This window comes from Streptomyces sp. SID14478 (assembly GCF_010548525.1).
Lineage (GTDB): Bacteria > Actinomycetota > Actinomycetes > Streptomycetales > Streptomycetaceae > Streptomyces.
In genome coordinates this window covers 1-14348 of the sequence record NZ_JAAGMG010000146.1, presented here as the reverse complement: position 1 = coordinate 14348, position 14348 = coordinate 1, and the positions used below count along the sequence as shown (strand labels likewise).

Below are 14348 nucleotides of genomic sequence, written 5' to 3'. Positions count from 1 at the left end.
CGGTGGTGCTCGTCGGCCACTCGATGGGCGGGCGGGCCGCCCTGGCCGCCGCGCGAGCGCCTCAGGTCGGGGCCGTTCTCGCCCTGGCTCCCTGGTGTCCCGAGGGCGAACCCGTGGCGCACCTGCGGGGCAAGGACGTCGTCGTGCTGCACGGCGACCGCGACCGGGTCACCGATCCGCACGCGTCGGTGGCGTTCGTCGAGCGGGCCCGTGAGGCCGGGGCGCGGGCGCAGGTACGCCTCGTTCCCGGCGGGGACCACGCCCTGCTGCGCGACAGCGCGGGCTGGCACCGCGCCACCACCTCGACCGTCCTGCACCTCTTGTCGTCGTGACGTCTTGTCGTCGTGACGTCTTGTCGTCGTGACGTCTTCTCGTCGTGACGTCTTGTCGTCGTGACGTGAGGGGGCGGGGCGACGGTGTCAGGCGGGCAGGACCGGGGGCCGTCCGGTCCTGCCGGCTGCGCCGACGTCAGGTGCGGCCGGCTCCTGTGGCGCCGGCCGGCCGCACGTGACGCGTCGCTCCGAACGTCAGAGCTTGTGGGCGACGGCGGCGAACCCGCCGTCCGCCGGGACGTCCACCGTCAAGGTGTCGCGCGCCGTCACCGTGCGGCTCTCCCGGACGAGACCGTCGGGGCCGTCCCTGACCACGTCGATCGTGTACGTGCCGTGCCCCAGGAACCGCAGCGGCACCTTCTCCGTGTGGGCCGCGCCGGCGTTCACGTTGCCCAGGAACCACCGGTCGCCGTCGCGGCGGGCAAGGGTGGTCTTCTTGCCGGGGTCACCGGCCACGAGCCGCGTCTCGTCCCAGGCCGTGGGCACGTCCTCCAGGAACTTCTCCAGCTCCGGGCGCTTGCGGTACTCGTCGAGCGCGCCCGCGAAGTTCTGGAACCCGGACTCGTAGACCACCGAGAGCGCCAGCTCCGCGGCGTCCGACACCGGGATCCTGCCGGTCTGGAAGTCCATCGGGGTGAAGTCCATCGACCCGACCACGTTGCGCGTGTACGGCAGCACCGACACGTTGGCCGCCGTCACGTTCAGCTGCTCCGCGCCGTGCACCGCCTCCATCGACATGACCTGCGGCCAGGTCCGGGCGATGCCGTGCGGAATGGTCGAACCGTGGAAGTCGACGAGGAGGTGGCGTGCCGCCGTCTCCTTGAGGATCCCGTCGTACCACTGGTAGCGAGCCTGCTGGTCCGAGTCCATGAAGTCGATCTTCACGCCGACGACGCCCCACTGTGCCAACTGGTCGAACATCGCCTTCTGTTCGTCGGCGGTGTCCACGTCGGCGTAGTTCATCCAGAGCAGGATCTTGACACCGCGCTCCTTGGCGTACGCGGTCAGCTCCGGCATCCAGTCGGTGGTGTTCCAGCCGTCGTCGACGAGGGTGTACTCCCAGTGGTGCTCGGCGGCGTAGTCCACCATGGACTTCTGCTTCTCCAGGCTGCGTTGGGCCTCGTGGCCACCGTCCATCCAGGACCAGGCGACCTTGCCGGGCCGGATCCAGGAGGCGTCTTGGACCCGGGACGCCGGGGCGACGTCGTCGTTGAGCGTGGACTGCGTGACGGTCGCCAGGTCGCCGGTCGTCACGGTCCGCCACGGGGTACTCAGCGGGCCGGGTGAGTCGACCTCGTCGTCCGCGAGCGCGACCCGGTACTCCCCCTCGCCCTGGGTGTGCGCCAGGTGGCTGCCGTCGTACGTGCCGGTCACGTCCGACTCGCTCAGCAGCGCGTAGTCGCCGTGGACACCCGTGCCGCGGGTGCGGAACAGGGCCGGGTAGGCGTAGTCGCCGTCAGCGGCGCCGGCCGCCGACGGCGACTGGTGCGCGGCTTCGTAGTTGCCGTTCGACCAGGTGTTGATCCACGCCGACGCGTCGTCGGGCAGTTCGAAGGTGGAGGCCTCCTCGGTGACCTTCACACCGTCGCCCTTGGCGTCGGGCACCACGTAGCGGTAGGCGATGCCGTCGGCCGCGGCACGCACCACCACGGTCAGCGCCGCGCCCTCCCGGTTCACGAACGCGAACCGGGACTCCGTCTGATCGACCGTGCGCCGGCGGCGCTTGCCGACAGTGGTGCTGTAGTCCTCGTGCACCCTTGTGTCGGTTCTGCGTACGAACTTCAGTCCGGAGGTCAGATCGCCCTCGTCAGTGACGATCCCCAGCGCGCCCGGGGCCAACACGGTACGTCCTTGGCGCCGGATGCCGAGCGAGAGCCGGCCCTCGTCGTCCAGGCGGAGGGCGGCAGTGGGGCCCGCGCCCCCGCGCGAGACGGCCCAGGACCGGTCGTCGGCCTGCGCCGACGGGACTAGCACGCTGCCCGCCATGGCCGCCGTCACGAGGGCGACGAACAGTACCGGTGGTCGTATACGCATGAATTCCCCTTGGTCGCAGCAGCCAACAGCAACGAACGGATTCCGCCGGACAGTGACGCGGCGCGTCCCGCGCCTGCGACATCGTTGTCAACGAGCCGTTCCGAGACGCTAGGTCCACAGCCGCTCGGGGGTCAACCCTGCGCGACGGCTTCTCCGCGGACGAACTGGCGGACGTCCAGGCCCTGTTGGGCGCCGCCACACCCGGGAGGTGATCCGGCGGCGGCTACCGCCCCACGGGGCGTGACCGCAGGCATCATGACAGCCATGACCCACACCCCTCGCCGCATGTACGAGCTCCTCGAACCGATCTGCATGGTCACCTTCCACGCCGACGAGTGCAACGAGGAGCTGGCCGCGCTCGGCCACCGCACCTACTGGGACGGCTACTTCGCCAGCCGGGCCGCCCCGTTGGGGAGGGTGCCGGCGCAGGTCGTGCACGCGGCCTTCTACAGCTTCACCGAAGGGGAGGTGGCGCGGCACATCCCGAGCGCGTGGGAGACGATCCCGCCCGAGGTGTCCCTCGCCGCGCGCCTGCGGGGCAGCGCGGCCTCCCTGCGGCGGATCCTCGGCCCCGAACTGGCCGACTCCCCGGGCCTGGTGCGCGCCGCCGACCTGACCGCGAAAGCCGCGACGAGCGCGCCGACGGAGGGCCGGGTGATGTACGCGGGGCTGCGCGGCGTCGCGATGCCGGACGACCCGGTCACCCGGCTGTGGCACGGCGCGACCATGCTGCGCGAGCACCGCTGCGACGGGCACATCGCCGCCCTCGTGGGCGCACGCGTCTCGGGCACCGAGGCCCACGTGCTCTCCGCGCTGGCGCAGGGCATCCATCCGCCCGAGTCGTTCGGGCGCCTGCACCACCTGCCGAAGAAGCGGCTTGCCGCGGTCATGGGCGGCTTGCGCGAGCGCGGGATCGTCGACGCCGACGGCCGGTTCACCGACTCCGGCCGCGAGACCCAGCAGCGCATCGAGGCCCTGACCGACGAGCTCGCCGCCCCGCCGTACGACGCCCTGTCCCCCGCCGAGCTCGACGAGCTGGTCGCCGGGCTCGCACCCCTCACCGCGAAGGTGGTGGCCTCGCAGCCGCAGTGACGGGCGGCGCCGAGCAGCGACCGCGCTCGGCGGGATTCCCGACCCACCGCGTTGTTAGAACTCTGGTCAACTCGTGTACCTGTTGGTAACTTGCGGCGCTGTTACCGACAGGTACACCTCTGTCATCCCGTGATCCATGACGCGAAGCCGAGGACACCCATGCACCGCACCGCAATCGGGACGCTGGCCACCGCAGTCGTCACCGTTCTGGCCGTCACCGCCGTTCCCGCGGCCACGGCCGCGGCCGCCCCTTCGGCCGCATCGGCCGCCGCGGCGAGCGACTCGTTCTACACCTACGACGGCAGCGCGCCCCTGGCCTCGTACGCGCCGGGGGACGTGCTCAAGAAGCGGACCCTGCAGTACCACGTGCTCGGCATCCCCACCCCCGTCCAGGCGACGCAGCTGCTGTACCGCACCGTGGACGCGCAGGGCCGCCCGTCCGCCGGCGTGACGTCGATCGTGCGCAGCCCGAGCGGTGACAGCAGCAAGGCGGTCTCGTACCAGTCGTTCTACGACTCCCTCAACCCCGAGGACTCCCCGTCGCGGGCGATCGCGGGCAACGTCTCCCTCGGCGGGCTGATCGCGAACGGCGAGTCGCTCCTCCTCGTGCCGCTGCTGCTGGCGGGCTACAACGTCGTCATCCCGGACAGCGAGGGGCAGAAGGCCGACTTCGCGGCCGGGCCGGAGTACGGCACGAACACGCTGGACTCGATCCGGGCCGCGAGCAAGACCTCGGGGACCGGTCTGACCGCCGACACCCGGGTCGCCATGGCGGGCTACTCCGGCGGGGCCATCGCCACCCACTGGGCGGCGGCGCTCGCCCCCAGCTACGCCCCGGACGTCAACAAGAGGCTGGTCGGCTTCGCCGAGGGCGGACTGCTCGTCGACCCGGCGCACAACCTCAAGTACATCAGCGGCAGTTCGGTCTGGGCCGGTGTCGCCCCGATGGCGATCATCGGGGCCGCCCGCGCGTACGACATCGACTTCACGCCCTACCTGAACAGCTACGGCCAGCAGGTGTTCAAGAAGCTCGAGTACGGCTCGATCATCAACGCCCTGGCCCAGTACCCGGGCCTGACGTGGAAGAAGATGGTGAAGCCGCAGTACGCCGACCCGAACTCGATCCCCGCCTTCGTCGACGCCGTGAACAAGCTCAACCTCGGTTCGGCCGACACCCCGACGGCCCCCGGCTACATCGCGCAGGGCAACGGCGGCGTCGCCGAGGGGACCCTGAGCAATCTCCCGGGCATCGGACGCGGCGACGGAGTCATGGTCGCCGGGGACGTGCGCGCGCTGGCCCGCCAGTACTGCGACAAGGGCAACACGGCCATCAAGTTCCAGCAGTACGACCTGCTCAGCCACGTCGGCACCGCCGTGCCCTGGGCGCCGGTCGCCCTGGGCTGGATCAACGACAGGTTCGCGGGCAAGACGCCGCCCTCGGACTGCGGCCGGATCCCGGCCGGCAACTCGCTCGCGCCGGAGGTGCCGACGGGCTCCTGACGCGCCGCCCCTCCTCGCCTCGCCTCACCCGTTCGGCCTCCCTCTGCTGCGCCGAGGACCGCGCACGGAAAGGCTGGGGCGACCGGCGTCCGCCCCATGAGGGGCTTCGACGCGTCGGTCGGAACCCGGGCATCGGGGCTGCGTGAGGCGAGGAGCGGAAGATGGCGAAGGCGTATCTGGTCGGCAGCGGGATCGCTTCCCTGTCGGCAGCGGCTTTCTTGATCCGGGAGGGCGGCTTCGCCGGGTCGGACATCGTGATCCTCGAGGAGCAGAACCGCGAGGGCGGCAGCCTCGACGCGGCGGGCGGCCCCGAGACCGGTTACACGATGCGCGGCGGGCGCATGTTCGAGATCCACTTCGAGTGCACGTACGACCTGCTCTCCTCGATCCCCTCCCTCGACGACCCGAACAAGTCGGTCACCGACGACACGTTCGCCTTCCACGAGGACTTCGCCTGGGACGACCACGCCCGTCTCGTCGACGCGGCGGGGCGGGTCGTGGAGGCCCACTCGATGGGCTTCACGGAGCGGGACCGGCTGGAACTCGTCAAGTGCGTGGGCACGCCGGAGAAACTGCTGGACGGCAAGCGCATCGTCGACTGCTTCCACCAGGACTTCTTCCGGACGAACTTCTGGTGGATGTGGTGCACCACGTTCGCCTTCGAGCCCTGGCACAGCGCCATCGAGTTCCGCCGCTACCTGAACCGGTTCATCCACCTGTTCAAGACCTTCGACTCCATGTCGGGGATCTACCGGACCCGGTTCAACCAGTACGACTCGATCGTGCGACCGCTGATGAAGTGGCTCACCGACCAGGGCGTCACGGTGCAACTCGACACCCAGGTCACGGACTTGGGGCTCACGCAGTCCGGTGACACGTTCCGGGTGGAGAGCCTGCGGTGGATCCGCGGGGGCACGACCGGGGAAGTGCCCGTAGGCCCGGACGACCTCGTGCTCGTCACCAACGGGTCGATGACGGCGAACTCGACCACCGGCTCCACCGACGCCGCCCCCGTTCTGGACACCTCCGGTTCCGGCGGCGCCTGGAAGCTGTGGCAGACCCTGGCGGCCAAACTGCCGGGGCGGCTGGGCGATCCGCACGTCTTCGACTCCTCGGTCGACGACTCGACGTGGGAGTCGTTCACCGTGACCACGAAGGACCCCACCTTCTTCGCCCTCATGGAGAAGTTCTCCGGCAGCGAGGCGGGCAAGGGCGGGCTGATCACCTTCAAGGACTCGGGCTGGCTCCTGACGATCGTCCTCAACCACCAGCCGCACTTCCGCGACCAGCCCGACGACACCTTCGTGTGGTGGGGGTACGCCCTCTTCCCCGACAAGCCGGGCGACTTCGTGAACAAGCCGATGCGCGAGTGCACCGGCCGGGAGATCCTCGACGAGGTGCTGCAGCACCTCCGCTTCGAGGAGGGCCCCGAGATCCTCGACTCCTCGATCGTGATCCCGGCGCTGATGCCCTACATCACCAGCCAGTTCCTCGTCCGCAAGGCCGGCGACCGCCCCCGCGTCGTCCCCGAGGGCTCGGCGAACCTGGCCTTCATCGGCCAGTACGCCGAGGTCCCCGACGACGTCGTCTTCACCGTCGAGTACTCCGTGCGTACGGCCTGGACCGCCGTCGCCGAACTCCTGCACCTCGACAAGCAGCCCCCTGCGGTCTACAAGGGCGGCCACGACCCCAAGGTCCTGGTCGAGGCCCTGGCGACGATGCACCGCCACTGACCGGTCCGGCGCCGACCCCCTTCGTCACGGCTGGGGTTCGGCGCCCTTTGAGGTCGTCGTCGCGGGCGCGGCCGCCGTGCGGGGTGCGGTCATGTCGAGCAGGAGCAGGGCGTCGTGTTCGGGGCTGCCGGGCTCGGCGGTGTAGACACCGATGCGCTGGCCGGGGGTGCCCTCCACGTGCAGCGACTGCGAGGTGAGGGTGAGCGTGCCGACCTGGGGATGGTGGAACGTCTTCTGTGCGGGCTTGCGCCCCGTCACCTCGTAGCGATCCCACAGGCCGGCGAAGTCCGGGCTCTTGAGGAGGAGTTCGCCGACGAGGCCGGTCAGGTCGGGGGCGTCCGGGGCGGTGCCGGCGATGGCCCGCAGCCGGGCGACGCACGCGGTGATCTGCCGGTCCCAGTCGGTGAACAGGTCACGGGCCGCGGGGTGCAGGAACAGGTAGCGCGCGAGGTTGCGGTGTCTGGCCGGCCAGTCGTCCAGGCCCGCGTAGAGGGCGAGGCCCCCGGGGTTCCAGGCGAGCACGTCCATGCTGCGGCTGATGACGTAGGCCGGGTTCGGGCGCAGCGAGTCGAGCAGCAGCTTGAGGTGGGGGCGCACGGTGCGGCTCGGCGCCGGAGGCGGTTCGGGGGCGTAGCGGGCGGCGCGGGCGGCAAGCTCGCGCAGGTGCTGGTGCTCCTGGTCGTCCAGCTGGAGGGCGCGGGCCAGCGAGTCGAGGACGGCGGGGCTGGGCCGGGTCTCCTTGCCGCGCTCCAGACGCACGTAGTAGTCGATGCTGATGCCCGCGAGGGTGGCCAGCTCCTCGCGGCGCAGTCCGGGCGTACGACGGACGCCGGCGCCGACGGTCAGGCCGACGTGTGCGGGGCTGGTCTGGGTGCGGCGGGCGCGCAGGTAGCGGCCCAGCTCGGCGCCTTCGCTGTGCGCGCTCTCGGATGCCATGCCTCCAGTCTCACCCGCCGGGCACCCGCCGTGCGGACGTGAGGGGGGCCCTGTCATGACCCCTGAAGAGCCCGCCCTGCCTCGGCGGCGCGATCCGGGCGAAGGTGAGGGGGACGAACAGGACGCCGGCGCCCTCCGCTGCCGTCGCCCCCGCAGGCACGACCTGTCGGGCCGGGAGACAGTGGGGGTGCCGGGCGACGCCATGAACCGGAAGAAGGCGAAATGCGCTACATCAACCTGCGTGACCTGGAGGTTTCCCGGATCGGTCTCGGCGCGATGGGGATGTCCCACGGCTACACCGGTTCCGGCACCGACGACGCGGAGTCCCTCAGGACGGTGCACCGAGCACTGGAACTGGGCGTCACGCACATCGACACCGCCGAGATCTACGGCCCCTACACCAACGAGGAACTGCTCGGCCGGGCCCTGAAGGGGCGCCGGGACCAGGTGGTGCTGGCCACGAAGTTCGGCCTTGTGTCCCACGGCGGCGCCGGCACGGGGAACCTGGACTCGCGCCCGGCCAATGTGCACGCCGCCGTCGAGGGCTCCCTCAAGCGCCTCGGCACCGACCACATCGACCTGTACTACCAGCACCGGGTGGACCCGGACACGCCGATCGAGGAGACCGCCGGGGCGGTCGGCGAGCTGATCGCCGAAGGCAAGGTGCGCGCCTTCGGGCTCTCCGAGGCGGGCCCGGACACGATCCGTCGCGCCCACGCCGTCCAACCGGTCACCGCGGTCCAGTCGGAGTACTCGCTGTGGACGCGCGGCATCGAGGAGCGCGTCCTGCCCGTGCTGCGGGAGCTGAACATCGGCCTGGTGCCGTTCTCCCCGCTGGGACGCGGCTTCCTGACGGGCACCGTGCGCTCCACCGACCAGTTCGACGCCGACGACTCCCGTCGCGACAACCCGCGCTTCACGGGCGAGAACTTCCGGCGCAACCTCGCGCTCGCCGACGAGGTGCAGGCGCTGGCCGCCGAGGTCGGTGCCACGCCCGCGCAGGTCGCCCTGGCCTGGCTGCTCGCCCAGGGTGACGACATCGCGCCGATCCCCGGCACCAAGCGGGTCGTCCGCGTCGAGGAGAACACCGCCGCCGACGCGGTGACGCTGACCGGCGCGCAGCTGGACAAGCTCAGCAGCCTGCCGCCCGCCGCGGGCGACACCCACTCCGAGGCCCAGGCGCGGATGCTCGAACGCTGATCGCCCGCGTACTCGGTACGACCTCGTCTGGAAAGAGAATCCTCATGCGTGCAGCAGTGATGTACGGAGCCGGAGACGTCCGCGTCGAGCACCGGCCCGACCCGAAGATCGTCGACCGGACCGACGCCGTGGTGCGCACGGTTGCCGCGTGCGTGTGCGGCAGCGACCTGTGGCCCTATGGTTCGATGCCCGCCACGGACACCGGCCGCCCCATGGGCCACGAGTTCCTCGGCGTCGTCGAGGAGGCCGGCGCCGACGTGCGCGGCCTGAAGCCGGGCGACCTGGTCGTCGCCCCGTTCACGTACAGCGACAACACCTGCGACTACTGCGCCAAGGGCCTGCAGATCTCCTGCCGCAACGGCGGCCGGTACGGATTCGACGGCGTCGACGGCGGTCAGGGCGAAGCCGTCCGCGTCCCGTTCGCGGACGGCACGCTGGTGAAGCTGCCGGTGGCCGCCGACTCGGCGCTGGTGCCCTCGCTGTTGGCGCTGTCGGACGTGATGACCACCGGCCACCACGGGGCCGTCACCGCCGGGGTCGGCCGCGGGGACTCGGTCCTGGTCGTCGGGGACGGCGCGGTCGGTCTGTGCGCGGTGATCGCCGCCGCACGACGGGGCGCCGAGCGGATCGTGCTCGCCGGGCGCCACGAAGCCCGTACGGATCTGGGCCGGCGCTTCGGCGCCACCGACGTGGTCGCCGAGCGCGGCGAGGAGGGCGTCGCCCGCATCCGCGAACTGACCGGCGGCGTGGACAAGGTGATCGAGGCCGTCGGCACCCGTCAGGCCCTCGACACCGCCCTCGGCGCCGTCCTGGACGGCGGCACCATCAGCCGCCTGGGTGTGCCGCAGTACGAGCAGGGTCCGCTCGGCCCGGCCGCGTTCATGCGCAACATCACCCTGACCGGCGGCGCCAGCCCCGCCCGCGCCTACATCGAGCACCTGCTGCCCGACGTCCTGGACGGGACGATCGCCCCGGGCCGCGTCTTCGACCGGGAATTCCCGCTCGACCGCACCCCGGACGCCTACCGGGCCATGGCCGACCGCGAGGTCCTCAAGGCCCTCGTCCATCCCTGACCCGCGTTCTGAGCGCCACGGCATCCCGCCCGGCGGGTTCTCAGGCGCGTGCCCCCGGGGGCACCCTGCCTCGGGGCGGGGGCCCGTCCGGTGTCGGTGTCCGGGGTGACGAAGAGCCCGGGGCGGTTCGCCTGGCGCGGGACGCCACCGCGGCCTCCAAGGCGTCGACGACGGCGGTGTGTTCGTCTGCGCCCGGGGGGCGGGTGTCAGTGGCCGCCGTTAGCATCCGGCGAAGAGACCCGTAGCCCGACTCAGGAGGTGTCATGGCCTCGCGCCTGAACCCGTATCTCAGCTTCGACGGCGACGCCCGTCAGGCCCTGGAGTTCTACAAGGAGGTCTTCGGCGGCACCCTCGCGCTGAACACGTTCGGTGAGGCCGGCCAGCCGGACGCTCCCTTCGCCGACCAGATCATGCACGCCCTGCTGGAGACTCCGAGCGGCTTCACGCTCATGGGCTCCGACACCCCGCCCGGCATGGAGCACACGCCGGGCAGCAACTTCTCGGTGAGCCTCAGCGGCGACGACGACGCGGAGCTGCGGGGCTACTGGGAGAAGCTGTCCGAGGGCGGCACCGTGGCCGTCCCCCTGGAGAAGCAGATGTGGGGCGACGTGTTCGGCATGTGCACGGACCGCTTCGGCATTCCCTGGATGGTGAACATCGGGGCGCCGCAGAACTGACCGTCCCTCGCCCCGGACCGTCCGCCCACCTTTCACCCACCGGAACGGTACGAGACAGGCCGGGGCGGCATGAGCCGCGCACCGGGTCGGCGGTTCGCCCCTGTGCCGCCCGCCCGGTCCGTCAGGATTTCGGCTGCCCGTCCGCGGCGCGGCGGCTGCGGAAGGCCGCCACCCGTGCGCGGTTCTGGCAGGTGACCGAGCAGAACCGTCTGCGGCCGCCGGGCGAGACGTCGACGTACACGTCGGCGCAGCGCCGGCCGGTGCAGACGCCGATGCGGTCGAAGCCGTGGTCGCCGAGGAAGTGCCACAGCGTGACGGCGGCGGCGGCGATGACCGCCCGCCGGCCCTCCTCCACGGCCCAGGCCGGGCGCGGGAGCCCGCCCTCGGCGTCCAGCACCGGACGGACCCCGCTCTCCCGCAGCAGCTCCGTGACGAGGCGTGCGCACTCGGCCGCGTCCGGGGCGGCGAACACCTCGTGCAGCCGGTCCGCGACGCGCACCAGGGCCTTGGCGGTGAGCGCGTCGTCGATCCGTGCGGGAACCCCCAGCCGTCCGGCGAGTTCCGTCGGCTCCGGCCAGGGCTCGCCGTCCTCGCCGCTCTCCCGGCGAGGAGCCGTGCCCCACCCGTTGACCAGCTCTGTCAACGAGACGAGCGGCACCTCTTCCACTCTCACAGCCATAGCGGAAGCGTAACGCAAAGAAGCATGTCTGGGCGTTGCACTCCCCCACCGCGCCGCGTAACGTTCATTGGGACCTCAATGCGTTACGCCTTCCGACGGAGTGGAGACTTCCGTGCTGGATCCCGGGCTGTTGCCGGCCTATCTCGCCGCGGTTCTGGTGATCACCGTCGCCCCGGGGCCCGACGCCGCGTACATCGTCGCCGTCGCGCTGGACCGCGGACCCCGCGCGGGAGTGGTGTCCGCGGCGGGGATGGCGCTGGGGATGGTCGTGCACGTCACGGCGGCCGCCCTCGGGCTGGCCGTCCTGGTACAGGCGAATCCGGGCGTACTCACCTCGATACAGGCGGCCGGCGGGCTCTACCTCGGGTGGCTGTCGCTGACCACACTGCGCGCCTGGAGGGCCTCGGCCGACCCCTCGCACGACGCGCCACCGGATCGCCGGGTCTTCGGCAGGGCCGTGCTGACCAATCTCCTGAACCCCAAGATCGTGCTGTTCTTCGCCGCGTTCCTGCCGCGCTTCACCAGCCCGGGCCACGGTCCGCTCCAGATCCAGCTGCTCACCCTCGGGTTCATCTTCCTGCTCCTCGGGCTCTTCTGGGACAGCGCCATCGGCCTGTTCGCGGGACGTCTGGGCAGCAGCCTCGTGCGCGGCCGCCGCACCGCCACCACGCTGAACGTGATCGCGGGCGTCACCTTCGGGGTGCTGGCGCTCGCCCTCCTCGCGGACGCCTTGGTCCGGACGCTGCCATGAGGGCGCGCGGAGGGCCACCGGCCCCGCGGTCGGAGGGACCGCGGGCCGGCGCGCTCGTGACGAGATCACCCGACGCACCTGCCCAGGGCCGCGGGGACGGGGCCCGTACGGCCTCGGACTCGGCCCGCGGCGTCAAGGTAGAGTTCCGTCGGCGCCGGGACGGGTGTGCCCGTCCGCGCCTCAGGCCTCGCGGACGACCGGCCCGGTCCGCCGACGCCTTCCGTCCACGCCGCCGGACCTCGACGAACCCGACAGGTACTGCCCCTTGTCTGCTGCCCCCGCCGCACTGTCCCCGGCCGCGCGTCTGCGCGGCCTCAGGCCCGACTGGATCCGCGACCCGAAGGTGTGGCGCACCGAGGTGCTGGCCGGCCTGGTCGTCGCGCTCGCCCTGATCCCGGAGGCGATCTCGTTCTCGATCATCGCCGGGGTCGATCCGGCGATCGGTCTGTTCGCCTCGTTCACCATGGCCGTGACGCTCTCGATCGTGGGCGGCCGACGGGCGATGATCTCGGCCGCGACCGGCGCGGTCGCGCTCGTCATCGCTCCGGTCAACCGGGAGCACGGGTTCGGGTACCTGGTGGCGTGCGTGATCCTGGCCGGCGTCTTCCAGATCGTCCTCGGCGCGCTCGGGGTGGCCAAGCTGATGCGGTTCGTGCCGCGCAGCGTGATGGTCGGCTTCGTCAACGCCCTCGCCATCCTGATCTTCCTCGCGCAGGTCCCGCAGATGCACGACGTGCCGTGGCCCGTCTATCCGTTGCTCGTCGGCGGACTGCTGCTGATGGTCCTCTTCCCGAAGATCACCAGGGTGGTCCCGGCGCCCCTGGTCTCCATCGTCGCCCTGACCGTCGTCACGGTCGCGGCCGGGATCACCGTGCCCACGGTCGGCGACCAGGGCCGGCTGCCGTCCTCGCTGCCCACCCCCGGCCTGCCCGACGTTCCGTTCACCCTCGACACGTTCACGACCGTCGCCCCCTACGCGCTCGCCATGGCGCTGGTCGGACTGATGGAGTCCCTGATGACGGCCAGGCTCGTCGACGACATCACCGACACCCGCTCGAACAAGACCCGGGAGTCGATCGGCCAGGGCATCGCCAACATCGTCACCGGCTTCTTCGGTGGCATGGGCGGCTGCGCCATGATCGGCCAGACCATGATCAACGTTCGGGTGTCCGGCGCCCGCACCCGGCTGTCCACCTTCCTGGCGGGCTCCTTCCTGATGGTGCTGTGCATCGTGTTCGGGCCGATCGTCTCCGACATCCCGATGGCCGCTCTGGTCGCGGTGATGGTGATGGTCTGCTTCGCGACGTTCGACTGGCACTCCGTCGCCCCGAAGACCCTGCGGCGGATGCCCGCCGGGGAGATCACCGTCATGGTCCTCACCGTCGTCGTGGTGGTGGCCACGTCCAACCTCGCCATCGGCGTCGTCGTCGGCACCGTCACCGCCATGGTGATCTTCGCCAAGCGGGTGGCCCGGCTCTCCGACGTCACCGCGGTGGTCGACCCCGACGGCAGCCAGGTCGTCTACCGGGTCGACGGCCAGCTGTTCTTCGGCTCCGCGTACGACCTGGTCGCCCGGTTCCGTTACGCCACCGACCCCGACAAGGTCGTCATCGACCTGTCCGGCACGCACGTCTGGGACGCCTCGTCCGTCGCGGCCCTCGACGCGGTCGAGGCCAAGTACGCCGAGCGCGGCAAGACGGTCGAGATCACCGGCCTGAACGAACGCAGCGCGCACCTGCACGCCAGGCTCAGCGGGGAACTGACCGCCGGCCACTGACACCCGGCCGCGCCGGAGTCGGCGCCCGGGGCTGCGCGCGCGTCGCTCCCACGCGTTCCGGGGACAGCGTGGGCCGTCATGCGGGACCGTGTCGGCGAAACGGCCGGAATCGAGCGCGTTCTCCTTCCGGGGAGCGTCGTATTCCGTGCGCTGCCGGGCATGACGCATGACGGAGGCAACTGCATGAGGTTCTTCCGTACCCCCAAGATCGCTGATCACCAGGTGTCGGCCGCCGAGGAGGAACTCTTCGGCGGCCCGCTGCGCTACGACACCGGCTGGGCCGACCACGAGAACGCCCGGCTGGAGTTGACGCTCCTGACCGCCCTGCGGGCCATGCCCCGGCTCGTGCTCGCCACGCTGCGCCGGGCCTGGCGCGCGGACCGGGGCGCGCTGCTCGCCGTCGGCGTCAGCGAGGTCGGCCAGGGCGTCGCCGCGGCGGTGAACCTGCTAGTCCTCAACTCCGTGATGCACACCCTGTTGTCGGGCGGCCCGCCCGCCGAGCGGGTGCAGGCGGCGCTGCCCGCACTGCTGACCGGCGCCGCGGTCGCCGTCGTCAACGCGGCC

12 protein-coding genes and 1 pseudogene are annotated in these 14348 nt (G+C 71.5%); 10 read left to right on the top strand and 3 right to left on the bottom strand.

Features of this window, described 5'->3' with window-relative positions:
• A partial coding sequence (locus G3I40_RS06015; RefSeq protein WP_203643530.1) for an alpha/beta family hydrolase occupies positions 1 to 332 on the top strand: 332 nt, incomplete at its 5' end.
• Positions 333 to 527: 195 nt separating this feature from the next.
• On the opposite strand, the gene G3I40_RS06010 is transcribed toward G3I40_RS06015, so the two are convergent.
• On the bottom strand, positions 528 to 2366 hold the full coding sequence (locus G3I40_RS06010; RefSeq protein WP_164301115.1) for a glycoside hydrolase family 97 protein: 1839 nt from the start codon (positions 2364 to 2366) through the stop codon (positions 528 to 530).
• A gap of 264 nt (positions 2367 to 2630) precedes the next feature.
• Here G3I40_RS06010 and G3I40_RS06005 point away from each other — a divergent pair, with 264 nt between their 5' ends.
• The 3 genes from G3I40_RS06005 to G3I40_RS05995 all read left to right on the top strand — a co-directional run bounded on the left by G3I40_RS06005 (position 2631) and on the right by G3I40_RS05995 (position 6691).
• Entirely contained in the window at positions 2631 to 3458 is an 828-nt protein-coding gene (locus G3I40_RS06005; protein ID WP_164301114.1) for a MarR family transcriptional regulator, read from the top strand.
• Between the two features lie 159 nt (positions 3459 to 3617).
• The gene (locus tag G3I40_RS06000) at positions 3618 to 4958 is read left to right on the top strand and encodes a lipase family protein (protein WP_164301113.1); all 1341 of its coding nucleotides are present in this window, start codon (positions 3618 to 3620) and stop codon (positions 4956 to 4958) included.
• A 161-nt stretch (positions 4959 to 5119) separates the two neighbouring features.
• Entirely contained in the window at positions 5120 to 6691 is a 1572-nt protein-coding gene (locus G3I40_RS05995; protein ID WP_164301112.1) for an oleate hydratase, read from the top strand.
• Between the two features lie 24 nt (positions 6692 to 6715).
• Here G3I40_RS05995 and G3I40_RS05990 read toward each other — a convergent pair whose 3' ends face one another.
• Positions 6716 to 7627 carry a helix-turn-helix transcriptional regulator gene (locus tag G3I40_RS05990; protein ID WP_164301111.1) on the bottom strand — a complete coding sequence of 304 codons (912 nt, stop codon included), beginning with the start codon at positions 7625 to 7627 and terminating at the stop codon, positions 6716 to 6718.
• Positions 7628 to 7849: 222 nt separating this feature from the next.
• On the opposite strand from G3I40_RS05990, the gene G3I40_RS05985 reads away from it, so the two are divergent.
• The 3 genes from G3I40_RS05985 (at position 7850) to G3I40_RS05975 (ending at position 10577) form a co-directional block, all read left to right on the top strand.
• Positions 7850 to 8827, top strand: a complete 978-nt coding sequence (locus G3I40_RS05985; RefSeq protein WP_164301110.1) for an aldo/keto reductase — start codon at positions 7850 to 7852, stop codon at positions 8825 to 8827.
• Between the two features lie 44 nt (positions 8828 to 8871).
• Positions 8872 to 9900 carry an alcohol dehydrogenase catalytic domain-containing protein gene (locus tag G3I40_RS05980; protein ID WP_203643529.1) on the top strand — a complete coding sequence of 343 codons (1029 nt, stop codon included), beginning with the start codon at positions 8872 to 8874 and terminating at the stop codon, positions 9898 to 9900.
• Positions 9901 to 10163: 263 nt separating this feature from the next.
• Positions 10164 to 10577, top strand: coding sequence for a VOC family protein (locus G3I40_RS05975; RefSeq protein ID WP_164301109.1), 414 nt, complete (start codon positions 10164 to 10166; stop codon positions 10575 to 10577).
• 121 nt (positions 10578 to 10698) lie between these two features.
• On the opposite strand, the gene G3I40_RS46400 is transcribed toward G3I40_RS05975, so the two are convergent.
• Positions 10699 to 11256 (bottom strand): CGNR zinc finger domain-containing protein, encoded by a 558-nt coding sequence (locus G3I40_RS46400; RefSeq protein ID WP_203643528.1) that lies wholly within the window; start codon positions 11254 to 11256, stop codon positions 10699 to 10701.
• A 112-nt stretch (positions 11257 to 11368) separates the two neighbouring features.
• On the opposite strand from G3I40_RS46400, the gene G3I40_RS05965 reads away from it, so the two are divergent.
• From G3I40_RS05965 to G3I40_RS05955, 3 genes and pseudogenes are all read left to right on the top strand, one after another.
• Complete coding sequence (locus G3I40_RS05965; RefSeq protein WP_164301108.1) at positions 11369 to 12007, top strand: LysE family translocator; 639 nt, start codon at positions 11369 to 11371, stop codon at positions 12005 to 12007.
• 265 nt (positions 12008 to 12272) lie between these two features.
• Positions 12273 to 13784, top strand: coding sequence for a SulP family inorganic anion transporter (locus G3I40_RS05960; RefSeq protein WP_164301107.1), 1512 nt, complete (start codon positions 12273 to 12275; stop codon positions 13782 to 13784).
• 183 nt (positions 13785 to 13967) lie between these two features.
• Positions 13968 to 14348 (top strand): annotated as a pseudogene (locus G3I40_RS05955) (ABC transporter ATP-binding protein); the annotation flags it as partial.